Genomic DNA, 25,502 nt, shown 5'->3' on the forward strand with positions numbered 1-25,502 from the left:
CCCCATGACCGAAGCGCTGACACCGATCGACATCAAGATACTGGAGCAGATCCAGAAGGACGCCGCACTGTCGACGACCGAACTGGCCGAGCGGGTGGGCCTGTCGCAATCGCCCTGCTGGCGGCGGCTCCAGCGGCTGCGCGACGAGGGCTATATCACCGGACAGGTGGCGGTGCTCGACCGCAAGAAATTCGGCGACAGCCTCTATATCTTCGCGACCTTGAAGATGGTGACCCTGAGCGACGAGCTGCGCGCCGAGTTCAACCGGAAAATCGAGAATACGCCCGAGATCATGGAGTGCCACACGATCTTCGGCGAGCGCGACGTGCTGCTGAAGATCATCGCGGAATCGCTCGACTGGTATCAGAAGTTCATCTTCCGCGTGATCTTGAAGCTGCCCGGCGTACAGGATGTCCAGTCGACGGTGACCCTGTCGGAAATCAAGCAGACCACCGCAATTCCGGTTCGCAAGACCCGCTTCTGATTTTTGAGCCATCAGCCGCATGCAAGGCCGTCGCCCTTGCGACGCGCCAAGCCCTGGCTGCCGCTTGCGAACAGCTGCAAGCCGCGAGCCCCACCAGGCACGGAAGTCGCCGAGGAAACGACGTTCTGCGCGTCAGGCTCCGGCCGCAGTTCCGCCCTGCGCCAGCACGATCTCAACTTCACGCAGCTTGCCGATCATCCATTCCGGCTCGTGCTTCTTGCTCGGCATTCGACGTCCCTTTCGGGATCCAAACTATCATAGGCGATGGACCACCCAGACGAGGACAGATCGACTTCCGGTCCGCCTGTCAGCGTTCCGATAGTTGGTGATCCTCTATGGGATACACGCAGTTTCTTGGAATGCGGCTGCGTTTCTCTCGATACCCGACGTCCATTTTATTGAGAGAGAATATCGTGCGCGAATCTTTCTGCCGTCAGGACACGATGATGCGCTGACCATTTTCGACCCGTTATCGCGCCAAACGGATACGCCATCATGATTGATCTTCGATGGCGCATGGCTGCATGCTCGTGCTGCTCTATACGATCGTCGGCATCGACACCGGTTTGAAGATGCCTCCGGTAATGACGTTCTGAATGGCGCTCACCCGCATCAAGTAGTTTCCGGAAGCGCGATTTCGAACATCTCGGACAGAGATCGGACGAGCCCGTTTGTGTCGCAAGAGAACTCGACGTTGCACGACGAGACAGCATTGCTGTTCCGGCAAGGCAGATGGCCATGCCGGATCATGCCGCGAGCGCCCGGCTAGGCGGGATGTTGGTCGGCGGGCCATAGCGCTGCAGAATAGATAGCGGGTGTGGGCTGCGTACGTTCGTTGGGATCGCAATTTTCTGCATGCCGGAATGTACGGATCGTCCCGTTGATAGCATGCTGCCAATCGCACATGTCATTTCCAGCGCGGCAGCGATGCAAAGTGAAGGATGGTGACGGCGATGGCAGACGACCTTTTTGACGTGGCGGGCAAGGTTGCCTTGGTCACTGGCGGAACCAGCGGGATCGGCGCGATGATCGCTGAAGGATATGTCAGGCGCGGTGTCAGAACCTATATCGCAGCGCGCGACCTTGACCACGCCCGGGAAGCAGCTGCCGAAATCGCGGTCGCGGGCGGGCATTGTGTCGGCTTGGCCGCAGACCTCCGAGAGGCGAACGGCGCTGCCGCCTTGATCGACGCGCTCAAAGCGCATGAAACGAGGCTCGATATCCTCGTCAATAATGCCGGCGCCAACAATCGCGGCCCTATCGCCGACGTCAGCGCAGAAGCTTGGGACGACGTGATGGACGTCAACTTGCGCGCACCATTCCTGCTTACACAGCAAGCCCTGCCCTTGCTACGCGCCGCCGCGAGTGCCGAAAATCATGCAAGCGTCATCAATATCGGTTCAATCGGGGGGCTGCACATCCCGAACTGGGAAGCCTATCCCTACGGCGCGTCGAAGGCAGCGATCCATCATCTGACGCGCGCATTGGCCAAGCGGCTCGGCCTCGAGCAGATTCGGGTCAACGCGATCGCCCCCGGTCCATTTCATTCGCGCCTTACCGATACCGGCTCGGAGGCGGTCAGGAAAAGTATCGAGACCTACATCCCGGTCAAGCGCGCCGGCACACCGCAGGATATCCAGGGTGCATGCGTCTTCCTCGCCTCCCGCGCTGGCGCTTATGTCAACGGATCGACCATCGCGCTCGACGGCGGCTATATCGCGGCGCTTTGAGGTCGGAGCGCAGATGTTCAAGCCCGAGGTGTAGTATACCGGCTGAGTTTGAGGCGGTCCGCGTCTCGTGTCGAGACCCACGCCACCACACGGATGCGATCAAAGATTTACTCGAAGCGTAACGCGATCGTTCCAGAGGAACCATAGTCGAATTCGAACCGATCCCCGCGCGCGACGGGATAAGGTTTGATTACGGATCCCGAGAGAACCATGTCTCCCGCCTCGATTGCCCGGCCCTGCTCTGCCAGTGCCCCGGCGAGCCACGTCAGCGCGCGCTCCGGCCGTCCGAACACAAGCGAAAATAGCCCGGAATCCTCAGCTTCGCCGTTGTGGTAGAGCACCGCTCCCATGCGACTAAGATCCGTGTCGCCCTGGCTCATTCGACGCGGCGACACGACGAAGCCCGCCGCGCCACCCGCGTCTGCGACGATATCGATGGCGGACCGCGCCTGACCGCTCGCGGGATCGAACATCACTGTGCGGCTATCGAGTATCTCGATCGCCGGCGCGATCCAGTCGATCGCGGCAATCGCATCCGCCTCGCTGCACGGGCCCGCTAGTCGTCTGGCCATGCGAAAGCAAAGTTCCATCTCGACCTTCGGCGCAACGAACCGGTCAATTGGAATCGGCGCGCCTTCGTCAAATTCCATGTCGTCGAGCAACACGCCAAACACCGGCCCGTCCGTGCCGAATGCGCGTTGTAGCCCGCGCGTTGTTAACGCCACCTTGTAGCCAATCGCCCGCCGCCCCTCGTTTTTGATACGTGATGCGACCCAATCCTGCTGCACGACATAGGCCGTCTCCAGCGTCAGCTCGGGATGATCGACACGCGGCAATGCTACCGCGGCACGCGTCCGCCGCGCCGCCTCCAGCCCTGCTATCAGCGCCTGGCGTTCGGTCATATTCAAGATCGCTAACCTCCCTACACAGGCCATCGCCAACCCAAGGCCAACCCAAGGCCAACCCAAGGCCAACTTCACCAGGGATATGCACAGGTGCAACGCAAGAGACTGAAGTTTCCGTTCTACGGAACTTCGATTTGAATGCTGCCATGAGGCGTCTTGGTCCGTCACACTCAGCGAATATGCCGCCAGGCGACAGCACGAGGTTCGGGAAAGATGCCGTGTCTACCAAGGGGGATGCGGGATTTTCAAACCGAGCTGATCGGGAAAACTCCCGCCGAAACGCGCCACCGTGCGATAGGCCAAAATGAGGTCTGGCACGGCTGGCCGCCAGGAACGGGCCGGACATGTTGCGACGCCGTTGGGCGGACACCAGCTCGCCGCCGCGGTGGCCCTAGCCCAGGATCGCCTTCACCTCGAGATATTCCTCGAAGCCGAAAATGCCGAATTCACGTCCGTTTCCGGATTGCTTATAGCCACCGAACGGCAAGCTCCGGTCGAATGGCGCGCCATTGAGATAAACGCGGCCCGCTCGAATGCGTGCGGCCACCCGAAGCGCGTGATCGCGGTCGGCCGACTGGACGAAGCCCGCGAGCCCGAATGGCGTATCGTTGGCGATGCCAATGGCTTCCTCTTCGTCATCATAGCTCATGATCGACAGCACGGGGCCGAAGATTTCTTCGCGGGCAATCGTCATATCGGGGGTGACGTCGCCGAACACGGTCGGCCGAACGTAAAATCCTCGATTCAGTTCGGCGGGACGTCCCACGCCTCCCGCTATCAGGGTGGCTCCTTCATCGACGCCGGTCTGAATCAGGGCCTGGACCTTGTCGAACTGCGCTTTGCTGACGAGGGGGCCCATTGTCGTTGCCGGATCGAGCGGGTCACCAAGACGAATGCTACCGACCGCCGCACGCGCGGCCTCGAATGCAACGGCGCGTGCCGCACGTGGTATCAGCATACGTGTGGGCGATTGGCAGTTCTGGCCGGCGTTGACATAGCAGGCGTGTACGCCCTCCGTCACCGCGGCCGGCAGGTCGGCGTCCGCGAGGATGATGTTGGCGGATTTCCCGCCCAGTTCCTGCGCGACGCGCTTGACCGTATCTGCTGCGAGCTTGGCCACCTTGATGCCCGCCCCGGTCGATCCGGTGATCGAGACCATGTCGATCTCGGGATGCGATGCGATAGCTTCGCCGACTGTCGGGCCGTGACCATTGACGAGATTGAACACGCCGGGCGGAACGCCGGCATCGTGGATGATCTCCGCCAGGCGCATCGCGCTGAGCGGAGCGATCTCGCTCGGCTTGAGAACGACCGTACAGCCCGTTGCCAACGCAGGTGCGACCTTTGAGGCGACCTGGTTGAGCGGCCAGTTCCACGGCGTGATCAGGCCGCAGACGCCGATCGGCTCGCGGCGTACAATGCCCGGGCCCATCCGTTCCTCGAACCTGTAATTCGCCAGCACACGTGCCGCTTCTTCGAAATGGAAGAGCGCAACGGTTGCCTGACGCTCGGTTGCGAAGGTTATCGGCGCGCCCATTTCGAGCGTCATCATGCGTCCGAGCTCTTGCAGATTGGAGCGGAAACCGTCGATAATCCGTCGCAGATAGCCGAGCCGTTCCTCCACGCTTGTCCGGGAAAATTGGGCAAAGGCGACGCGGGCGGCTCTGGCGGCACGATCGACATCGGCATGCGAACCCATGCTGATCCGCGCAAACGCTTCCTCCGTGGCGGGATTGATGATGTCCAGCGCCAAGGGCGACAGGGGGGTGGTCCATGCGCCGTCGATATAAAATTTCAAACTATCCATGGCCCTCACCAGCAAACCGCGATCGACCATCGCGACCTTGGTCTATCGTTCATCACTTCGACATCCCGCACTTCGACGGCCGGGATTTCCGCGCCTTGAAAGCGCCCAGTGTCTGCGCTTCTCGTGGCCGGATGGTCACGGGCTACGCCTTACGGCGGGTGGTGGCGCAGCGCGGACTCGCCACCACAGGATCACGTCGACGAACTAGGTACAGCCCGCCGAAAGGTAGCGTATCTTGGGCGAACCGATAATCCGCAGGCATCAAAGGCCGATCTCCGGCATGAGAAGGCCACATCAGACTAACGACATGGCATAGAATGCGGCGCCATGATCCGCGGCTATCATTTCAGGCGCTTTGCCTCATCCAACACACTCGAATCGATCAGCGTGGCTATTTGCTGCCGAGTCCTGGGTTCACGACCGTCCTGCGCCGCAAGCCAGATTTCCTCCTCGACCATCACGTCGAGGATATTCGGCGAGGTGGCGCATAAAAGATTATAATTCCAGGCAGCGGCAATGTCCTCTTTCGAACGGCCCGTATTTACGGAAAGAAGAGCCTGAATGCGCCCCGGATTGGTCGTCCCCTGCTTACAAGCCAGGATCATCTCGCGAACATATGCCACGATCTGCGCTCGTTTGGTGGGATTGTTCAGGGTCGCGGCGGTTGCGTAGAGCGAATAGATTTCCCGATACCCGTCCGCAGGCTGGAAGGTGATCACGTCGGCACCAATCGTACGAATCGCATCTTCGGCGTGGGGCTCCCACATCGACATCGCATCGACCGTCCCCGCGATCAGCGCTTCGGCACAGGCTTTCGGCGGCAACTGCACGATTGTGACGTCTTTTTCCGTCAGGCCCGATCGCTCAAGCACTTTGCGCAGATAGAACGCCGCCGACGTGCCAGGATATGTGGCGATGCGCTTTCCCTTCAAGTCCGTTTCATGGGCGATGCCTTTGGACTTGCGGCCAACAATGCGATAAATTCCCTCGACCACGGTGAAAAGATAGCGCCCATCGGGATGGGCAACCGTGGCACGCAGGAATTGGGTTTCGGCGTTGGCCGCCAGATCCGCGAGCCTGTCATGGGACGTAGGCGCTACTGGACCTCCGGCGGTAACGACCGCCGTCAACGCAGGCAGCCCGGTATCCCAAAGGTTGGGCACCCCGCCCAGGCTGAACTCCACCGTTCCTTTGGGGGACGTTTCCGCCGCCAGAGCCAGGGCGCCGGATTCAAAGACCTGGGTGTTCCCGACAACGCGTAGGGGTTCGGCCAAGATCGCAGCAGGGACAACTGCCAAAGCGATAGCAAGAATGAATTTGCCTATTAAATGCGACATGACCAAACCTCTCTGACCAAAATCATTCTCAGTCATATTCATTAACTGAGAATGATTTCTGGTAAAATCTACATCCTTGCGCGGAGTCCTATCTTATAGGCCCGACCAATGGGGTTGAAATACAATCCATTACCGTTCAGCCGCAGTTCTGGCGGGGGATCAGTATCAAAGACATTGGTCACCCCTCCAAACATTTCGATGTTGCGGCCTTCGTCTCCAAACAATTTCACCCTGCCGCTCAGATCGAAATAGGTTCGTGACGATACATGGTTATACGTCACGCTGTTCGGGAGGTACGGACTATATCCGTCTTGCTCGGGACCAATCCAGTCCGGGTTCTGCAGCCCCTTTGGAATGTGGGAAGCATGAGCGGTGATCGAGAACGTCGGCTGTGAATAGGTTATCACCGCATCACCGCGCCACCGCGGAACACCCACGATGTTGGTTACGCCGCCGGAGTTACCCGTGAAGTTCGATAGCTCCTTTTTGGTCCCGTCGGGCAGCTCAGTCGTTAGTTTGTTTACGAGCGAGCCGTTGAGGGCGATGTCGATATTGCCGCCGAGGAAGCCACTCACATCCGCGAGATCGATCGAATATTTGGCCACGAACTCCCATCCCCGAGTCCGCAGCCTGTTGATATTCTGGTAGGTGGCAAAGAGCGCCAATATCCGATCCGGATTGCCGTTCCCGTCCGTACCCAGCGTGCAGATCGCCGGATTGCTACCCGAACGGCATATGTTGACGGCCAGGTTAGCCGACGGAATGTCGATCGCGCCGTCTACCGTGATGTCATAGAAGTCCACGGATAGGGCGAATTTCGGAAACCAATGTGGCTTGATGGCAATGCCCGCCGTAAACGTATCGGCCGTTTCCAGCTTCAGGTTCCGGTTGCCGCCGCTGAAGGTCGGCATGAGATACTGGACGCCATATTTCGGATCGGCGAGCGAAAATGTCGTCGTGGTCCTGTTGGGGTTCAGCTCCAGAGGAGATGGCGCCCTTATGTCATGCGACCGGGTCACGCGAAGCATGTAGTCGTCGTTCAGCTGGTATACTGCACCAGCCTTCCAAGTCGTCGCACTGCCCGATAAGCTATAGTGCGTCTGACGAACCGCGGCGTCCAGCTCGAAAGACTTTCCGAGTGCCCAGTCCTTGAACACCGGCAGGTTGAGTTCGCCGTAGAACTCCGTCACCTTTTGCGTCGTCGAGGGCAGGAAGGTCCAGGCGATCTGGGAGAACAGCCCCGCCTTGCTGTTTGGATCGTTGTCGCCTTTGGAGTTGCTCGTCCGATACTCCGCGCCGAATGCTGCCGATATCGGCCCCGCCCAGCCTTCGATCAGCGTACCGCGAAAATTTGCCGCGAAAGTGTGATCAGTGAAGTGACGGGTGGAAAAGGCAATGGTGTTGGCCCAGGCTGCGGCTGCCGCGCTTACCTTTCCTGGCCCCATGATATTAGCGGGGACGCACCCGTTCGTCGGATTGGCGATCGTCGTGCGGCAAATGATCGTCCCGGCTGCGATTCCGGGAAGTCCAGCCGGCGCGAAAACCGCGTCGATCGAATCCTTCCAGCGCTGCTCCAGTCGCGAGTTGGCGTTGCTTTGGCGACCGTTAGTTCTCCCGAATTGATAATAGCCGTCCCATTTCCAGTCCCCGAAGACTTCACCCTTCAATCCCGCAAAGGCGTGCCAGGTTTCGTTGGTGGAACTATATACATTCGGGCCGAGCTCGAAGTTGATGCGGCTCACCGGAATGAAGCTGACCCTCGCCGCATCCATCATCGCCGCCGTCCCCGGCGTCAGATAGGCATTGTCGCGGTTAATCCTAAGCGCGCCATTCGGATCGGATCGCGGGTTGGCGCCCGTCGGGCCGCCGTCGACCTTCGAATAGCCCAGTTCGGCGGACAGGGTCAGCGATTCAGTCAGCTCGTAATCGGCGTGACTGAGCAGAGATATATGCTTCGTTCCGACGACCAATGGCCCCACGGCACCGTAGTAATCCGTAATGCTCGGATCGCCTCCGATCATCAGCGCGCTGGGCCTAGCCCTGTTATACAAGTAACCGAACTGGAAAGGGACCAGATTGCCGTTGCTGTCGAACTGCATGCCCTGCAGCGGGTGGACGACGGTAATGGTTCCGGCGGGCGTCAGCGATGTCGTCACATTGTTCGAGCCGACATTGGCGGGCAAGCCATTGCTAAGCGCTGGATTAGTGGAAAAGAAAGGATTCGGAACGAAATCGCGATGCCGCCTGCTCCAGTCGCGACTGTTGAAGTCTCCGACGGGACCTTCTTTCGAATATTCACCCCCCAGGACGATATGACCGCGTTCGCCGGCGAAGCCTCCGCCAATTTGGAACGCGATATATTTGTTACGGGCGTCGCCCTTGTCGCTCACGCCATAGCTCGCTTCGCCCTTGACGCCGCTGAACCTGGTATCCGTGATCAGGTTGACCACGCCGGAAACGGCTCCGGCGCCATAAGCTGCGGATGCGCCGCCGGTCACGACTTCCGATCGCTGTATCATGATGGACGGGATGGAGTTCAGGTCGAAATTGCCGTCATCGGAACTTGCGACGTGTCGCCTGCCGTCGATCAGTGTCAATGTTCTGATCGAGCCCAATCCACGAAGATCGAGGCTTCGACCGGCGATGTTCGCGCTGGATCGAAACTGCTGGGTGGCTGGGCCGGTAATCGGACGAAAGGAAGGAAGCTGATTGAGGGCATCGCCGACGCTCGTGATGTTGAGATTCTGCGAGCGTTGCTGATCGATCACATTGACGGGCGTTGGCGAATTGAAGCTGGTTCTGCTTAACCGCGATCCGGTGACGATGATCTCCTCTGCGGAAGCCCCGGAATCGGCAGATGCGCTTTCAGCCTGCGCCCAACCGGGAGCGGCATTTCCTATCGAAAACATCGTCAGCGCGATAATCGATACTGCCGTCCTGCTAGCAAATTTAGTCGCCACGTCGTGCTCTCCCCTCTGTATTTTTTCCGTCATGAGCAAATCCCCGACCGCGCCGAAAAGCGGCGTCGTCGTGGTTCACGATCCGAGCGTTCTGGCGCCCTTGATGATCTTCAATGTCCCACGGCCATTTCTTGGCGGACGCGCTGGCTGGCGCAAAGTGCTAGATTTCAATTTTCCGCACGGTGGAAGTTTCCGGCTATCGAAACATTTGCACTACGAACAAATTGCTCCGCGCATCGCGCCCTGGATGCTGAAATAGCGGCCGAATAAAATAGTCCGTGCGACGCAGATCCGCGGCGCGAAAGCAGCGTCATCGTTCGGGAGTGCGCCGTATCCTGGGCTATGATGGGCTTTTCCGCAGGGCCGATCTACCGGGATGAAGCTGCGCGGCTATGGCGTCGGAGGCTCGGAAGGTGTCCGATTTCTAGAGCGGAGATCGAGCTTGTTACGGCGCAGGAATGCCGAGAGCAGATCGGCAACGGCAACGTTGTTGAGATCCGCGAAGGCAATATGCGTATTGCCTTTCAAGCCCGCCGCGGGAAGAAACAATATTTCCGCCTTGCCACCGCGCGCATTTACGAGATCGACGAACTTCTGGCAGGTTTTCGCGTAGGCGGTCCATGTCGGCGATTTGTCGAGATTATCGCCGAATACGAACTGGATCGGGATCCGGGTGAGTTTCTCGAAATCCTCCGGCGATACGATGACCGGGCCGAAGCGGGTCGGTTCGCTGGGCGGCTTTACGTCGCTCGGAAACACATAGCCCGGATTTTCATATGCGACGATCGCCTTGACCTTGGTCGTCTTCATCGCAGCCAGCAACGCCCGCATGCCTCCGGCCGAATTTGTCACCAATACGGTCGGGCCCACGCGCTCGATCGCCGCCGCTGCCGCGGCGGCTTCCAGTTCGGCATTGGGCGTCGTATCGAACTCCTGATAGCGCGCGCGCGCGGCCTGCTCCCAGGCCGCCGCATCCTTGCTCGGAAACTGCACTCCCGGGTAAAAGTCAGGATATTTCGCGCCCAGCCGCCACGCAGTGAAATTCTGCTGATCCTGACCGATGGACGGCTCATATGTATAGCGATCGCAGCCCCAATTGGCTCGTCCGACGCGCGGTCCATCCCATAGATAGACCGGAAAGCCCCGGCGGAGGAAGATCGATTGATAGCCTTCTCCGCCGTCCCAACGCGTTTGCCAGACCTTCGCCGACGAGCTGTGCCACATGAACAGGGCGACGTCGCGGGCATGTCTGGGAATCTGATATTCGACATAGCCATGATCGCAGGAAAGCGTAGCCTGCCCACTACCCAGAACGGCACCGCCGGCCTCGAACGCGCCCTGCCTTTGGAGCTGAATCGGCCCGACCTGAGCGGGAGCGCCCGCTGTCCACAAAATCAAAGCTGGCAATAGCGAAGCGCCGAGCCAGCGTGAGGCGGATCGCCGTGTAGTAGCGCGTGCTATCATCGACTTGCTCTCCCGACATGCCCTAGGATTTTCCCTCGTCACAGTTCATTCCGCCATAAATTTTTCAATGAACTGGCGAAAATCAGCGGGAATTTCTTGATTGCGCATCATGATGCGACCGGCGCCCCTTAAGCTGTCCAGCCAAGCATGATCCGCCGCCCTGTGTCATGAAGAACCTTGCGTCGTTCCTCTTCAGTGAGCAACTTGGTCGCCTCGATGGCGCGGGCAACCATCATTTTATACGTTCCCGATGACGTGCCGATGTCCGATCCCCACATCGTTCGGTCGGCGCCGTAGAAATCGACCGTACGGCGGAGCACTCGTTCCGGGGCGACCCCCTTCTCGCGGATGACGTCCATGCTGAGCGACGTGAACTTGACGGAAATATTTTCCCGCCTGGCGAAGCCGTCAAATCTTTCGTCGATGCCATAATCTCGTTGGGTGCAGTCCGGCAGAAACACATGGTCCAGCACGATCCGCAATTCCGGGAAGCGATCGGCCATCTGCTCGATGACCGGAATCAGCACGTTGCTCCCAACTGCGGGCGCCTCGATATCGACCAACAGGCCGAGACTGTGGGCCAATTCCCAAACTTTCATGGCGGTGGGCGAACTCAGCCAAGCGCCCTTGTCGGTCACGCCCACGCCGAAAAAGCGGATTCCGACGATACCGCGGGAAGCACAGTCGCGGATCATATCGGGCGTCTCCGGTGCCTGCGGATCGACGATGATGATGGCGCGCATTTCGTTGGGAAAAGCGTCAGCTGCATCGACGATATAACTGTTGTCCGTGCCGTAGATCATGCCCTTCTGCACGGCCGCGATGCCAACTACATTTTCTTCGGCCATCCATGTGTGCATCAGCTCGGCCGTCGGCTTTTCATTGACGGGCTCGGGCCCGTGCATACCGCCCGGGGTTCCGATAGTGCCGGGAATGCGCGGCATTCGAAGCGACGTGTTCTCAAATGGATAGGTGCGGGGATAGCGGACTTCGTCGTCTGACACCAAATGGGCATGCGTATCGTAAAGGCGCATTTCATCGCTCATGACGTTATCCGTGGAAACACTGGCCGCCCCTCTGTGCTGTCTCTCATCCGCCGATCTATGCAGACCGAAGCGCACGGCAAAAGTCGGAATTACGAAATTTCCGTCAGATGAAAAGTAACTCTTCCCACTGCGAGAATACCCGCTGGCGAACGAGTCATGACTCCACAAACCCTGATGGTTTCGTTGGTCGTCGAGGTGGCTGGCACATAGTCGGAACGACGGAGGATCTTCACCGCATCTTGGAGTGCTGCGATATAATAACCGCCTAGTGTCACCGTCGAACTGATCGGCGGTCAGCGGCGACAGCGTTTCTGCCTACAGCTGGCCTTTTGAGCGACGCGACATCGCTTTTGTCGATCTGGACGACATGGCTGTCGCCGATCGATTGTCGCCCTTCCTGAGGCGTGAAAAGCTCGATCGCCTCGGTACTGAAGCTCAGTAGAAGGCTGGCTCGCCCTGCGGAGGGTGGGAAGATAGCGGCTGCCGAGCCGATCGCTTGGCCAGCTCCCGCGAGATCGCGTCGGTCATCTCGAAAAGTTGAGGCACGTATCGATCGACAGCCTTGTCGAGGGACATCGCCGCAGTAATCCAAGTTAGACCGAGGCAGGCGACAAGACGCTCATCATCAAAGATCGGTACAGCGATCGTGGAGGAGCGGGATTCGATCAGTGGATCGCGGAGTGCGTAGCCGCGCTCATGGATCTGCTTAAGCATCTGGGCGATCGCGGCGCCGTCGTGCGCCGCCGCATCCTCCGGATTCTTGCTTTGCTTGGCGATTTCGATGAGGATTTTGCGCTCATTGGCCGGGCTATGCGCCAGATAGCAGCGCCCGAGCGCGCGGCTGACCAGGCTCCATCTCATGTTGAGAGACGAGTGGAGAAAAGAGAGCGAGGTGTGCGGTATGGTGCTGGCGCGCACGACCATCGCGTTAACATCGAAGAGCGCGAGCGCCAGAGGCCATCCTTCCCGCTTCGTGAAGTCGATCATGATCTCCTCTGCCACCTCGATCACCAGCGGCTCGTGATGAAAGCCGCTTGATAACGACTTGACCCGCCCGAGCAGATGATAGGTCCCGTAGCTTGACGACTGCGCTGCGAGCCCCTTCGCCTCGAATGTGCGCAGCAATCGCACGATCGACGACTTGGGCAGTCCTGTCTCGCGATGCAGGTCGTGTAGCGTCGAGAGTGGACGACGATTGAGCGCTTGGAGCAAATCGATCGCACGCTCCACCGCGCGAATGCCGTCGCTTTTCTTGTCCACGGTATCACCGATCATGTCCGACATCCAATCCCTGGCTGGCAGCCGTCGCGCTTATCGCGCGCACCTTTTCCACCAGGTGAAATTATCGTTGCCGGCGCACCACCGCAATGCGCATAGATCGAATTTCCGTCAGGCGAAATCTTCCGGGCTTATCCAGCAACCGGCAGTTTCCGCCGAAGGGCCGGCACCGAGAGAATCGCGGCAGCGCCAATGACCGACGTCGTCGCCATGGCGTAAAAGCCCGCACTGAAGGTGCCGGTCATGTCGCGCAGCACCCCGAAAAGGAAAGGGGTGGTGTAGCCTGAGAAATTGCCGATCGTCGTAATCAGCGCAAAGCCGGCGGCCGCAGCGGCCCCCATCAGGAAAGTCGCCGGCAGCGAGAAGATCGTGCCGGAGACGATCGTCACGCCCGAATATGCCACCATGAGTCCGCCGAGCGCCAGCCATGCGTCGTCCGAGAAGCTTCCGGCAAGGCACAAGCCCAGCGCGGTAATCGCGAAGCCGACGGTCGCGTGCCAACGACGCTCTCGGGTCCTGTCCGAATGGCGCGCGTTGATCACCAGCACGACGCAGGGAATGATCGAAAGCCCAGCGACGATCAACCCCGTGTTGAACACGGTCGCACCGCTCACTCGCTGGACGATCGTCGGTAGCCAAAACTGGATGCCATAGAGAGTCGATAGGTTGCAGAAATTGGCGAGGACGACGCACCAGATATTCGCGTCGCGAAATGCATCGCCGAAGCGATGCCCCATACCGGCTTCGGCCTGGGCTGCGTGTTCCTTCGAGAGTTCGCGCGTGACCAGCGCCTTTTCCTTGTCGTCGAGCCAATGCACTTCGCTCGGTTTGCTGCGCAGCTGGACGAAGACAATGACTCCGAGGATAGTCGCAGGCAGCCCCTCCACCACGAATACCCACTGCCATCCGGCAAGGCCGGCCGAGCCATCCATGAAACGCATGATCGCACCGGAGAGCGGACTGCCGATGATCGCGGCGAGCGGCGTACCAAGCAGCATTACCGCGACCGCTTGCGAGCGCACGTAGCTTGGGAACCAGTAGGTAAGATACAGCAGCGCACCTGGATAGAAACCGGCTTCGGCTATGCCGAGCAGGAACCGAATGATATAGAAATGGGTCGGCGTCTGGACGAACATCGTCAGGGTCGACAACATCCCCCACACGATCATGATCCGCGCGAGCCAGACGCGCGCACCGATGCGGTGGAGCATCATGTTGCTCGGGATCTCGAACAGGCAATAGCCGATGAAGAAGACACCGGCGCCGAAGCCGTACATTGTTTCGGTGAGCCCAAGCGCAGGCCCCATCTGGAGCTTGGCGAAGGCAACATTGACCCGGTCGATACTCGCGAAGATATAGCTAAGCAGGATCAGCGGCAGGATGCGAAGCGCGATCTTATTGTAGACGCGCCAGCTGAAATCATCGGCCACGCTCGCTCTGCCGATTAAGGCCATCTGTCTCTCCCCTCGGCCGCAGCCGACTATTGTTCAGCCGCATCGCCGGAGCGATGGTGCGATTTTCCGCTCATTCCACCGCGAAAGAATGCGTCACCCCCTGTTCGCGGCACGTCCTGCGATCGGATATTTCGCGTGACGAAATCCTGCGTAGCGCTCCTGATTCACCTATCCAGACATATATTTAAGCGCCTGGCTTCTCGCTCCTCGGTGCCCCCCGTTCCACAATGTGTTCACGGTCTTCGCCGCGTGGCCGTTTCACGGCATGGGATAGTCTTCGGCATTCGCGACCAGCCCTTCACGCAGAGAGAAATCCATCCGCGGCGGCGCGAACACATCGATCAGACGGCCGGGCTCGCCACCGATATTGCGGCTGGTGTGGACAACCGTCGGAGGGATCACCAGCAGCGACGGGCTCGCCATCTCGATGTGCTCATCGTCCCGCCAGGCCGCAAAATCGGGGCCCCAAGGGTAGCGGATATGGTGGATGTAGGTGCCGCCGATCGCAAGGGATCCCTGTTCGAAATCGGCATGCGAATGCGGCGTCAGCTTGCTCGTGTCGCGTGGCACGTTCCTGGCTGTCATGACGTTGAGCATGAGATTGGTCGAGCGGAAGATCCGCATGTTGGTGCCTTCGCGGACGTGATCGGCAAGGCGATAGGTGCGCAGACGATAGCCGCCGATCGGAAGGGGCCAGGGATCGAGCGGCGCAACATCGACGGGTCGCTCTGCATAGACCGCGGCGTTGCTAGCGCGCGCCGCAAGATCGCAAGCCCGGCTTGAAAAGATACGAATGATTTCGCCATCGCCGTTCAACGTGACGCTGCTAGGCCCCGGTGGCACGATCGTCAGACTGTCGGGTGCGATCTCGACCGTCTCGCCGCCTGCGGAGACCGTCGCACCGATCTTGTCCGTAACGATCATGTATTCGTCGGGATTGTCAGCGCGCTCCAGGCGCGTTCCCGCCATCGCCCTGCTGACCACCGTGACGAAATTCGCACCACGCGCGATCCAGTTCTCAGCGCCCTGCTCCAGATCGGTCAGGGGCGCGTCTCGATAATGCCAGGCGCCGTTTGCTGCGCGTGCACTGTTCATGCTGCATGCCCCTTATTCTGCTGGGCGGCAAAGGCGGCGATGTTGCGCGCGCCCTGCCGCAGGATCGATTGATCGGATCCGATGACAAACCAGTCGGCTCCCAATGGAGCGAACTCGGCGCCCTCCTCGGGCGAGGCGACGAACATGCCGATGCGTTTGTTGGCGGCACCGCCCGCAGCGATGATGCGCCGGGTAGCGGCCATGACCGCAGGGGTGGCGGCATTCGCCTCGCCGATGGATAACGACAAGTCCGATCGGCCAATGAACACGCCGTCTATCCCGGGCGTCGCGGCAATCGCCTCGCACGCCTCGACGGCGGGGCCACTTTCGATCTGTGCCAGAATGATCGCCTGATCGCCGCGTTTGAGCGCCTCAGCCATGCCCAGCGAGCCATAGCCGGCAAAGCGTGGACCACCCGAATAGCCGCGCTGGCCGGTCGAGAAACGGGTGTTGCGGACGATCTCCTCCGCCTGCGCCGCGGAATCGACATGCGGCACCAACAGGCCGGCCGCCCCCAGGTCGAGAGCCGAAAGCAGAGTCGAGTGGCGGTCGTCTGGAACACGAACGAAGATCGGCAGTCCGGCGGCGCGGCCTGCGAGAATCATCAAGTCGATTGCAGCCCGGTCAAACGGTGCATGTTCCGCATCGACGATAGCGAAATCGAGTCCGCAGGTACCGAGTACTTCTACGATATGCGGCGAGGCGGTCTTGACGAAAATGCCGCACTGAACGGTCATACCGCGATCCCCGGAAGCCGCGTGGCGTCGCCGACGAGGCGACGGATCTCGATTTCGTCTCCATTCGACGTCTTAGCCGCCATTCTCTTCTTCTCCACGCCTGTGCGCCTCTGCGCCGAGCCCCGTTTTTGAAGGAAAATCACGATCGAAGAATAGCGTCGAGTTCAAACTTTCCGAACGACGGAACTTTCCGCAGAACGGAAGATCCGGCAATCGGTGTTGCGTGACTACGGCCGATTTGGTGCTGGTTCCGCCAGCATCGACTTCGCACGTTCCCCACATCGAAAGAACCCGGCCACCATGGCGAGCAAGACCATCATCTCATGCGCCGTCACCGGCAATCTCGTGAAGCCGGAACAGCATCCCGGCTTGCCGGTCACGCCGAAGCAGATCGCGCAGGCGGCGCTTGACGCGCGCGCTGCGGGTGCCGCGATCGCCCATATCCACGTCCGCGATCCCGAGACCGGGCGGGGTTCCATGCGTCTCGATCTCTACAAGGAGGTGGTCGATCGTATCCGCGACAGCGGCAGTGACGTGATCATAAACCTTACGACCGGTGAGGGTCAGCGCTTCGTGCCGTCGGACAACGATCCGAAGGTCGCCGCTCCCGGCACGACGCTGGTCCATCCGTTGCTTCGCGTCGAGCATATCGTCGCGCTGAAGCCCGATCTTTGCTCGCTCGATTTCAATACGATGAATTCGGGTGGGCAGGTCGTCATCAACACACCCGCTAACGTCCGCAAGATGGCGGCGGCTATCGTCGGCGCGGGGGTCAAGCCCGAAATCGAGGTATTCGATAGCGGTGACATTCACCTCGCCAACGATCTGATCGTGGAAGGACTCATCCCCGGAAAGCCATTTTTCCAGATCGTCTCAGGCGTGAAATATGGCTGTTCGTCGACAGTGGAAACGATTGCCTATATGCGCTCGCTGATCCCCAACGGTGCGATCTGGTCGGCGTTCGGAATCGGCCGCCATGAATATCCGATCCTTGCAGCGGCACATCTGCTTGGCGGACAGGTTCGGGTCGGTATGGAAGATAATATCTACATTCGCCGGGGCGAGCTGACGCGCGGAAACGGCGAACTGGTCGAACAGGCCGTACACTTGCTCGACCTGCTTGGCAGTGAGCCGGCGACACCAGCCGAAGCGCGCGCGATGCTCGAACTGCCGCCCCGTAATCCGGCATAATGACATGCCGTCACGGCGCGGGAAGCCTGTAGCGCGGAAGAAGGCTTCTGCGGTGGCCGCGCACCGCCTGGCCGTGGCTTCGCATCACAGCTGCGCCGCAGCGCCCGATGGCGTTAAGGGGGCGCGATCGGCCCAGAGGTTCGCTGCCCGCCGAATGACTTCCGTGGACGCCCCTTTGGATGCAAGCGGTAGATCGGGATGAACCGCGCCGGGTTTGCCCGAGGCTCCTGCTCCTGAGAAGGTGGAGCCTATATGAGCAAGACGACGATCCGCGCCCCGTCCGCCATGTCTGCGGCGCGCTCACGGACATTCGGCCCTCCACGCGACGGGGCGTTCGGCGCCGGTCAGAAGCCGGGCTCCCTGGCGTCGAACGCCTTGGGAGCTGCCTCGCCGGCCAGGTTCGTCACGAAATAATCCCAGCTGCGCCGCATCGCATAGGCCGGAAGCTGGTGTCCCGCCTCCGGCACGATCATCAGGTCGAAATCCTTGTTCTCGCGGGTCAGCGCGTCGGCCAGGCGCAGCGTCTGGGCCGGCGGGTTGTTGCAATCCATGTCGCCGTGGATGAGCAGCAGCTTGCCGCGCAGGTTCGCGGCATAGGTCAGGTTCGCCTGCCGGGCGTAGCGTGCGTGGTCCTCGGCACTTTCGAGCCGCCCCATATATTGCTCGCCCCAATACCAGCCATAGGTGCGCATATCGTGGTTGCCGGCCTGGGCGACGCCGACCTTGAAGAATTCGGGATGGGTCAGCATGCCGGCGGCGGCGGCGTAGCCCCCGGCGGAATGGCCGGTGATGCCCACCCGGTCGGTATCGATCCAGCCATGACGCTGCGCCAGCTGGCGGACGGCGGCGATCTGGTCGGGCAGGCCGTTGTCGATGAGGTTTCCATGGTTGAAATCCTGCATCGGCTTGGACCGCTGCGCGGTGCCGAGCGCGTTGAGCTTGATGATGATGAAGCCCAGTTCGGCCAGCGACTGGCCCATGCCCTCGCCATGCGTCACGCGCGGACGCGGCCGTTCGGCCAGTCCATAGCTGTCGCCGCCCTGGAAGCGCCAATAGCGGCCGACGCTGCCCGCGAAGGGTCCGGGATAGATGTTGACGATGATCGGATAGCGGCGGGTCGGATCGAAATGGCTCGGCCGGTACATCATGCCGTGGAGATCGGTCTTCCCGTCGCGCGCCTTGACGGTGAACTCCTCTGCCGGGTGCCAGCCGACGGCGCGCAGGGCGGCGGCGTCGCCGCGTGACAGCTCCATCAGGATCCGGCCGTCGGGCGCGCGAACCCGCGTCACCGGCAGCCGATCGGTCGATTCCTGCCGGTCGAGGAAATAGCTGCCGTCCGGGGCCCATTCGATGTCGTGGTCGCCGGGCTCGGGCGTCAGCGCGGTCATGCCACGGCCGTCGAAACCGACCCGGTAGAAATGGCGGTAATAGGGATTGCCCGCCGCGCGCCCCCAGGCGGTGAAGTAGAGAAGCTTGCGGGCATGATCGACGTGGATCAGTTCGGCGACCGAGTTTTCGCCGCCGTCGATCCGGTTCTTCAACCGGCCGTCCGCGCCATAGCGATAGAGATGGCCCCAGCCGTCGCGCTGCGAGAACCAGATCAGATCGTCCCCGCCGGGCGAGGCGGCGGCGATGGTGCGCCATCCGCCATTGCTCATCTCCACATAGGTCTTCGACTTTTCGGTGATCAGCCGGGTCGTCCGCCCGGTCGCGGCATCGACCGAAGACATCGTCACTTCATGCGGTGCCCGATCCGACGAGATCACGTCGAGATGCCGCGAATCCGCGAGCCATTGCGCCCCGCCCGGACGCGATACCGCGCCGGTCGACGGCACGTCGATCTTCACCGCGCGGCGCGTCGCGACGTCGACCACGAACAGGTCGTAGCGCTGGATCGCCTTCGCGCTGGGCCAGGCATAGAAATAGCTGTGGTCGACCGGCTGGTCCGATGTCGAGGAGTAGAGCGGATAGGTGGCCATTCCCCGGAAGTCGTCGCGCCGCACGACCAGCTTCGAGGAGTCCGGCGACCAGATGATCGAGCCGCGCCGCGGCCGATAACGATCGGCGTCGAAGCCCGCGACCTCGAGGCCCATCTTCCAGAGCGGACCATAGCTGTAGAGCGGCTCCCCGTCGGTGGTCAGCGCGATGGCGCCTTCGGGCGGCGGCACGGGCTTCGGATCGGCGACGGGATTGGGTCCGGGCGGCGCCGGCCAGTCGCATCCGGCGCGCTGGCCGGTGGGCTGGAACGCGGCCAGGTCCGGGCTGTCGTCGGCCAGCGGAAAGGCGTGATTGCCGTTGCGGTCCTCCTTCAGCGGACGGAAGGCGGTGTCGGCCGGCAGCGGCGCCGACGCCGGCCGGATATAGACATTGTGGTTCCACACGAACGCGTCCCACCGGCCGTCGGGGGAGCGCACCGCCCAGTCGGGGATCGCTTCGCCGGCATCGGGCCGTGCGGCGCGGCAGCGCAGCGAAGCGACGTCGCAGCCATAGTCGGTCGCGCCTATCCGCGCGGTCAGGGCGGCGTCGCCGGTCAGGCGCCAGGCGGGCAGTTCGTCGGCGTCCACCGCGCTGCCGGAAGCCGTCGACAGCGCCTTGGCCAGCGCCTGCACGGTGAACAGCGCGCGCTTCGTACCCGCGGCGGGATCGACCAGGAAAACGGTTCCCGGCGCTTCATGATCGGCGAAGGAGCGATAATAGAAGCGCCGCCCGTCGGCCAGCCAATGCGGGAAGATGGTGCCGCCGGTGCGGCGGTTGTCGAACAGGCGGATGCGATCCGCACGCCGGTAATCCTCCAGAGAGGCGGCCTGGGCGACGCCGGCGACGATCGATGCCCCGATCAGCGCGGCGGCCACCGCCCGCGTGGCGAGCCTCCGGTAGCCCTTCCGATCGATGCCGCGCCGTGTCGCCATATCCGCTCCCCTTGCCATGAATCCCGGCCTTCGACCCTCAGGCCTGCTGCGCCCGCCGCTCCGCGTGGCGGCGCCACGCCAGGACGGCGACCGCCAGGTCGGACGCCGCGACGCCGACCGACTTGAACAGGGTGATTTCATCCGCGCCCGACCGACCGGTCAACCCCAGCGCAAGATCGGCGAGGTCCCCCCTGATCGATGCGGGCGTCGCCACCCCGTTGGCGATGGGGTCGATCAGGTCGCCGGCCTCGGCCAGCGCCCCGGTCCGATCGTCGACGAAGATGGTCGACCGCGCGATTCCGGCATCGTCGATCTCGCGCATGTCGGGACGATAGCCGCCGACCAGATCGACATGGGTGCCGGGCGACAGCCAGGCTCCCTCGATCAGCGGCGTCGTGGCGCGGGTGGCCGCGCTGACGATGTCCGCCTGGCGTATTGCGGCTTCGAGATCGCCATGTGCCTCGACGATGATGCCGCGATCCGGGTCGAGCCGGGCGCGCAGCCTGTCGGCGGCCGATCGGGCGGCCTCCGGCCGGCGCGCCCAGACCAGGATGCGGTCGATCGGCCGGACGGCCGCGTGCGCCGCGCCGAGGCTGGGGATGATGTGCCCCGCCCCCACCAGCGTCAGCGTCCGGGCGTCGGGCCGCGCCAGCCGATCGGCCGCCGCGGCAGCGACCCCGGCCGTGCGCCGGGCGGTGAGCTCGCTGGCGTCCATCGTCGCCAGCGCCGCGCCGCTTTCCATGTCGTACAGCGTGAACAGCCCGGAAATCACGGGCAGCGCCGTACCGGCATTGGCGGGGATGACGGTCAGTATCTTCACACCGCCATAGGGATCGCCCCATGTCGGCATGACGATCATCTCACGCCCGTCGGCTTGGCCGAAACGCTGCCGCAACGGCGTCGCGGGCCGCCCCCGATAGACGGCCAGCAGGCTTTCGACGACCGGTGCGCCGTCGAGCAGGCGCCCCAGCCGGGCCGCGTCCAGATGCGGAAGCGACCCGGCCTCGGAAAGGGGCGCGTCGGCCATTCGCACGAAAATGGTCATGCCATGCCCGATCGCGCCCGTCAGTAGTTGACGTCGAAGGTCAGCTTGACCGTGCGGGGGCGAATGATGCCGAGCGCATCATAATAGGTGCCCAGGCCGCCGAACGCCTCGCCATAATAGCGCTCGAACGTATAGTCGTCGGTGACCCCGCGCTTGTCGAAGACATTGTCGACCGCCAGGGTGACGCGCATATTGTCCTGGCTGACGCCGGCCCGCAGCCCCACCGTCGAATAGCCGGGGATCGCGACGAACGGCGTGTTCACGCTCAGCCTATAGCTGTTGGTGCGGCTGCTGCTGCCCGTATAGGTCGCGCCGACGAAGCCTTTGAGCGCGTCGCTCAGATCCCACTCATAGTCGCTGGAGAAGGAGCCGCTCCACCGCGGTGCCCCGGCCATGCGCTCGCCCGGGACCGCACCGACGCCGGTGCGCTCGTCCGAGGTGATCTTGGCATCGGTGTAGGACAGCGTCGCCGTCAGGTTCAGCCCGTCGATCGGCAGGAAACTGGTCGACGCCTCGAAACCCTTGCTTTCCGCGGTGCCGTTATTGCCGCGGAAGGTCAGCCCGTTGACCACCAGCGGGAGCTGGATCGACGCCCAGTCGATGTAGAAGCCCGAAAGGCTGAAGGTCAGCCGCTTGTCGTCGGTGCTGCCCTTGATGCCGGCCTCGTAGTTGGTCAGCACTTCCGGATCGAACTGCGGCGGAACCGCCTGCCCGACCGCGAAGAAATTGGCGCCGCCCGCCCGGTACCCGCGCGACACATTGCCGTAGAGCATGATGTTCTCGATCGGGTGGTAGCGCGCCGTGGCCGTCCAGGTTACCTTGCTGTCCTTCGAGGCGCCCGACCGGCCGTCGAAATTGCCGGCGCTGTTGATGCCGAAGCCGCGCTGCTTGTTCTCGGCATAGCGGATGCCGCCGGCGATATCGAAGCGCTGGCTGAAATAATAGGTGGCGTTGGCGAAGCCGGCCTTCTCCTCGTAGCGGGAGGACTGGCCGCCGCTATAGCCCAAGACGCTGGAACCGGTGGCGAGCGTGACGGTCGGGCCCTCGTAATTATAGCTGTAGCGTTCGTTGGTGTAGAACCCGCCCACCTGCCACTCGAGGCCCTGCGCGTTCGCGCTTTCGGACTGAAGGCGAACCTCCTGCACGAACTTCAGATTCTTGCCGAAGCTGACGAACAGGTCGCGGGTTCCCGGCGAGAAGGACGCCTCGGTCATCGACCGGCCGAACTTCTGGTCGGTCCAGCTCGACGTGGACAGGAGCGTGGCGAAGCCGAAGTCATAGCTCACCGTGGCGTTGAACAGGTTGAAGCGGTCGCGGACATATTCGGGGACCGGCCGTGTCTGGGTCAGATCGCCGAAGGCCGGGGTCAGCGTGGTGCGGATCGCGTCGACCGAGGAGTCGCCGCCCGTCGAAAGCTTCTGCGTCAGCGCCGTCAGCTTGATGTCGAGATCCTCGGTCGGGCGCAGCGCCAGGATCGCACGGCCGCCGCGGTTCTTCGACCAGTTCACGTCCTTGTCGCCGACCGCGACATTGTCGATATAGCCGGCATCCTTGCGATAATAGCCGACGACGCGCAACGCCGCCCAGTCGGCGAGCGGCACGTTGACCATCGCCTTGCCCGAATAATCGGTGCCGCCCTTGTGCACCGATCCGACACCGAGCTGCCCGGCGGCGGCGACGCGATCGAATTGCGGCGCCTTGGAGACATATTTGATCACGCCGCCCAGCGCGTTGGCGCCGTACAGCGTGCCCTGCGGCCCCTTGAGCACCTCGATCCGCTCCATGTCGAAGGGATCGGGATCGGGGTTGAGCTCTCCCGACAGGGCGGCCGTCGCCGCCGCGGTGATCGGCGTCTCGTCGAAATATTGCGCGACCGAACTGCTCGGCTGCGTCGTGCCGACATTGATGCCGCGGATGCTGATCTGGGTGCGACCGGGCGTCGTGCTCTGCAGGGAGACGCCGGGTGTCAGACGGGTGAAATCCTGAAGGCTGCTGATACCGAGCTGCGACAAGCGGTCCCCGGTCAGCGCGCTGACCGAGCCCGCGACGTTGAGCAGGTTCTCGCTGCGTTTGGAGGCAGTAACGACGATCTCCGCGACGCCGCTCTCGGCCGGCGCCTGCTGCGCCAGAACCGGCGCGGCGGCCGTGGCACCGAGCGCGAACAGCGCCACCCCGGCCGTCAGGCGCAAAGCCCCGCGGGGCGACGGAGCCCGGCCGGAAGAGACCGCCCCGATACCGATGATCTTGTTCGACATGACTTTCCCCTTCTTCTGCTAGGGCCGGGATATCGCGTTTTGTACAATTTGTCCAATCAAATTTCCTTTTTGGAAATATCGCGGAAAATGGCCGAGCCGGGGTCGCAACCGCTTCCCGGCCTCAGCTTCCGCCGAGGCGAAGGTCGCCCTCGGCGGTGATCGTGACCCGTTCGTCGGCCCCGATCCGCCGCTGGCGGTCGACCGCCATCCGGAGCAGGGGCGGCGTGGGCCAATCCATTTCATGCGCGACGAAAATGCCGAGCGCGAGGATGGCGTCGGCCTCCGCCAGCACGATCGCCGCCGGCGCCTGCCCCCGCCGGATCAGTTCGAGCAGCACCGAACTGGCGGAGGACGAACCGCGCAATTCCCGGATCAGCAAGATGCGGCCCGCGACCGACCGGCCCTGGGCGGCATTGGCCGGTTCGAGCAGGCGGCCGTCCTCGGGCGACACGCCGCCCCAGAAGCTGATCGGATCGACCAGATGCAGCACCGTGCCGGTCACGTCGCGCATGGGCCGGCTGGGCACGAGCAGCGTCGCCATCATGCCGTCGCCTTCATGATCAGCCGACCCGCGACGGCGCTCTCGATGCAATCGGCCAGCGTCGCAAAGACGACGTCGTAGCCGGTGTTGCCCGGGGTATAATGGGCGAATTTCCCCGAATTGGTGACCAGCAGCCCGCTCGATTTCGGCAGGATCGGCGTGACGACGATGCAGGTGTCGGCGACGACGACCACGCCCTGCCGGGCCAGCCGGTCTTCCCACCCCTCCTCCCGGATTTCGGCCAGCGCATGGCGGCCGGTGCAGGCATAGATCGGCACGGCGCAGCGCCGTTCGCCGAGCATGTGGCCGACGCTGCGCAGTTCCGCCGCCGACAGGTGCGGACTGCCGATCGCGACCGCATCGATCGCCGCGCCCGGGCGGGCATCCGATGTCGACAGGCGCGCCCGGGCATCGCGCAGCATCGCCATGTCGAGGGTGATCGTTTCGACCGGCGGGACCCCGCCGAAGACCGTATCGGCATCGGGCGCCTCGGGGGTCAGGCCCACGATGTGGAACAGGCCGACGGCGCCGCTCGACGCCGCGGCCGCGCCGAGCGCCTTGAGCTGGTCCTCGCCGGTGCGGGGTACGCCGGTGAACGCCGCGACATCGGCCCCCACCGCCCGCCCCAGCCAGGCGCCGAGGATCGGCCAGGCCGCGTCGTCGGCCCAGAAGCCGGCGGGAAGCCGCGACGTATCGACCGCGATGGTCGCATGGCGGTTCCCGGGCAGGTGAAGGCCGGTGCGGGGCGCCCGTCCCGCGATCGCCGCGCAGATGTCGAGGAAGTCGCCATAGCGGTTGGTGCGTGCGCCCAGCACCGAATTGCAGAAGGCGACGGCGTTGCTCTCGCCCCAGGCGACATCCTCGCCCGGCGCCGGCCGATGCCCCGCCTGATAGGGCGCGCAGGTCCAGGTCTGGCGACAGCCGAGCGCGACATAGGCCTGCATCATCCGCCGCGCCATCGCCGCCGCATGGGCGTCGAGCCGATCGCGCCGGTGATGGATCAGGTCGAGCGAACCGACGTTCAGGGTGGACGGTACCGCCACGGTCGCGCCCTGCTCGACGAGCCGGTCCGCGAACAGCGTCCCGCTGTCGCCATGATAGAGGCAGCCGTCGATATGGGCGGAGCCGATCGGCGTCAGGTCCCGCGCGCCGAGCAGTTCCGCGGTCTTGATCAGGACGCGCATGGCCAGCGCCGTCCCGGCGCCGGCGGCGCCGTCGAGCATGGCGCGTTCCGCATCGGTCAGTCGCAGGGGCACGGCGTCCT

The 25,502-nt window shown here is 62.6% G+C and carries 19 protein-coding genes; 4 read left to right on the top strand and 15 right to left on the bottom strand.

From position 1 onward, the window contains the following. Positions 1–4 precede the first annotated feature (4 nt). Positions 5–484: an Lrp/AsnC family transcriptional regulator gene (locus ASE22_RS20605; protein ID WP_056363985.1), complete on the top strand. Its 480-nt coding sequence runs from the start codon at positions 5–7 to the stop codon at positions 482–484. 953 nt (positions 485–1,437) lie between these two features. Then, entirely contained in the window at positions 1,438–2,214 is a 777-nt protein-coding gene (locus ASE22_RS20615; protein ID WP_056364200.1) for an SDR family oxidoreductase, read from the top strand. Between the two features lie 107 nt (positions 2,215–2,321). Here ASE22_RS20615 and ASE22_RS20620 read toward each other — a convergent pair whose 3' ends face one another. The 4 genes from ASE22_RS20620 to ASE22_RS20635 all read right to left on the bottom strand — a co-directional run bounded on the left by ASE22_RS20620 (position 2,322) and on the right by ASE22_RS20635 (position 9,031). After that, a complete protein-coding gene (locus ASE22_RS20620; protein ID WP_156397762.1) occupies positions 2,322–3,116 on the bottom strand; it encodes a 2-keto-4-pentenoate hydratase in 795 nt (264 codons plus the stop codon). Positions 3,117–3,510: 394 nt separating this feature from the next. Next, complete coding sequence (locus ASE22_RS20625; protein ID WP_235536470.1) at positions 3,511–4,956, bottom strand: aldehyde dehydrogenase family protein; 1,446 nt, start codon at positions 4,954–4,956, stop codon at positions 3,511–3,513. A gap of 311 nt (positions 4,957–5,267) precedes the next feature. After that, complete coding sequence (locus ASE22_RS20630; RefSeq protein WP_162248205.1) at positions 5,268–6,299, bottom strand: ABC transporter substrate-binding protein; 1,032 nt, start codon at positions 6,297–6,299, stop codon at positions 5,268–5,270. 32 nt (positions 6,300–6,331) lie between these two features. Then, positions 6,332–9,031: a TonB-dependent receptor domain-containing protein gene (locus tag ASE22_RS20635; protein ID WP_056601643.1), complete on the bottom strand. Its 2,700-nt coding sequence runs from the start codon at positions 9,029–9,031 to the stop codon at positions 6,332–6,334. Positions 9,032–9,050: 19 nt separating this feature from the next. Between ASE22_RS20635 and ASE22_RS27180 the strand changes: the two genes are divergently transcribed. Continuing rightward, a complete protein-coding gene (locus tag ASE22_RS27180) occupies positions 9,051–9,482 on the top strand; it encodes a hypothetical protein (protein ID WP_162248204.1) in 432 nt (143 codons plus the stop codon). A 131-nt stretch (positions 9,483–9,613) separates the two neighbouring features. Here ASE22_RS27180 and ASE22_RS20640 read toward each other — a convergent pair whose 3' ends face one another. The 6 genes from ASE22_RS20640 to ASE22_RS20665 all read right to left on the bottom strand — a co-directional run bounded on the left by ASE22_RS20640 (position 9,614) and on the right by ASE22_RS20665 (position 16,297). Then, positions 9,614–10,687 carry an alpha/beta hydrolase gene (locus ASE22_RS20640; RefSeq protein ID WP_200933129.1) on the bottom strand — a complete coding sequence of 358 codons (1,074 nt, stop codon included), beginning with the start codon at positions 10,685–10,687 and terminating at the stop codon, positions 9,614–9,616. A 128-nt stretch (positions 10,688–10,815) separates the two neighbouring features. Further along, positions 10,816–11,733 carry an amidohydrolase family protein gene (locus tag ASE22_RS20645; RefSeq protein ID WP_056363999.1) on the bottom strand — a complete coding sequence of 306 codons (918 nt, stop codon included), beginning with the start codon at positions 11,731–11,733 and terminating at the stop codon, positions 10,816–10,818. 435 nt (positions 11,734–12,168) lie between these two features. Continuing rightward, on the bottom strand, positions 12,169–13,017 hold the full coding sequence (locus ASE22_RS20650; RefSeq protein ID WP_200933128.1) for a DNA-binding transcriptional regulator: 849 nt from the start codon (positions 13,015–13,017) through the stop codon (positions 12,169–12,171). A gap of 125 nt (positions 13,018–13,142) precedes the next feature. Further along, the gene (locus ASE22_RS20655) at positions 13,143–14,465 is read right to left on the bottom strand and encodes an MFS transporter (protein ID WP_056364001.1); all 1,323 of its coding nucleotides are present in this window, start codon (positions 14,463–14,465) and stop codon (positions 13,143–13,145) included. 258 nt (positions 14,466–14,723) lie between these two features. Continuing rightward, on the bottom strand, positions 14,724–15,560 hold the full coding sequence (locus ASE22_RS20660; RefSeq protein ID WP_056364003.1) for a hypothetical protein: 837 nt from the start codon (positions 15,558–15,560) through the stop codon (positions 14,724–14,726). After that, on the bottom strand, positions 15,557–16,297 hold the full coding sequence (locus tag ASE22_RS20665) for an HpcH/HpaI aldolase family protein (RefSeq protein ID WP_056364005.1): 741 nt from the start codon (positions 16,295–16,297) through the stop codon (positions 15,557–15,559). The genes ASE22_RS20660 and ASE22_RS20665 overlap by 4 nt, the downstream gene beginning before the upstream one ends. Before the next feature lie 216 nt (positions 16,298–16,513). On the opposite strand from ASE22_RS20665, the gene ASE22_RS20670 reads away from it, so the two are divergent. Beyond that, the gene (locus ASE22_RS20670) at positions 16,514–17,488 is read left to right on the top strand and encodes a 3-keto-5-aminohexanoate cleavage protein (protein ID WP_235536469.1); all 975 of its coding nucleotides are present in this window, start codon (positions 16,514–16,516) and stop codon (positions 17,486–17,488) included. 344 nt (positions 17,489–17,832) lie between these two features. On the opposite strand, the gene ASE22_RS20675 is transcribed toward ASE22_RS20670, so the two are convergent. The 5 genes from ASE22_RS20675 to ASE22_RS20695 form a co-directional block, all read right to left on the bottom strand. Further along, positions 17,833–20,397, bottom strand: coding sequence for a S9 family peptidase (locus ASE22_RS20675; RefSeq protein WP_056364010.1), 2,565 nt, complete (start codon positions 20,395–20,397; stop codon positions 17,833–17,835). Positions 20,398–20,434: 37 nt separating this feature from the next. Beyond that, positions 20,435–21,442: a hypothetical protein gene (locus ASE22_RS20680; protein WP_056601640.1), complete on the bottom strand. Its 1,008-nt coding sequence runs from the start codon at positions 21,440–21,442 to the stop codon at positions 20,435–20,437. Between the two features lie 20 nt (positions 21,443–21,462). Beyond that, complete coding sequence (locus ASE22_RS20685; RefSeq protein WP_056364013.1) at positions 21,463–23,697, bottom strand: TonB-dependent receptor; 2,235 nt, start codon at positions 23,695–23,697, stop codon at positions 21,463–21,465. 121 nt (positions 23,698–23,818) lie between these two features. Then, on the bottom strand, positions 23,819–24,238 hold the full coding sequence (locus ASE22_RS20690; protein WP_162257098.1) for an aconitase X swivel domain-containing protein: 420 nt from the start codon (positions 24,236–24,238) through the stop codon (positions 23,819–23,821). Further along, on the bottom strand, positions 24,238–25,494 hold the full coding sequence (locus ASE22_RS20695) for an aconitase X (RefSeq protein ID WP_082545381.1): 1,257 nt from the start codon (positions 25,492–25,494) through the stop codon (positions 24,238–24,240). Before ASE22_RS20695 ends, ASE22_RS20690 begins: the two co-directional genes overlap by 1 nt. Positions 25,495–25,502: the final 8 nt, after the last annotated feature.

Source organism: Sphingomonas sp. Root720 (assembly GCF_001428605.1).
GTDB lineage: Bacteria > Pseudomonadota > Alphaproteobacteria > Sphingomonadales > Sphingomonadaceae > Rhizorhabdus.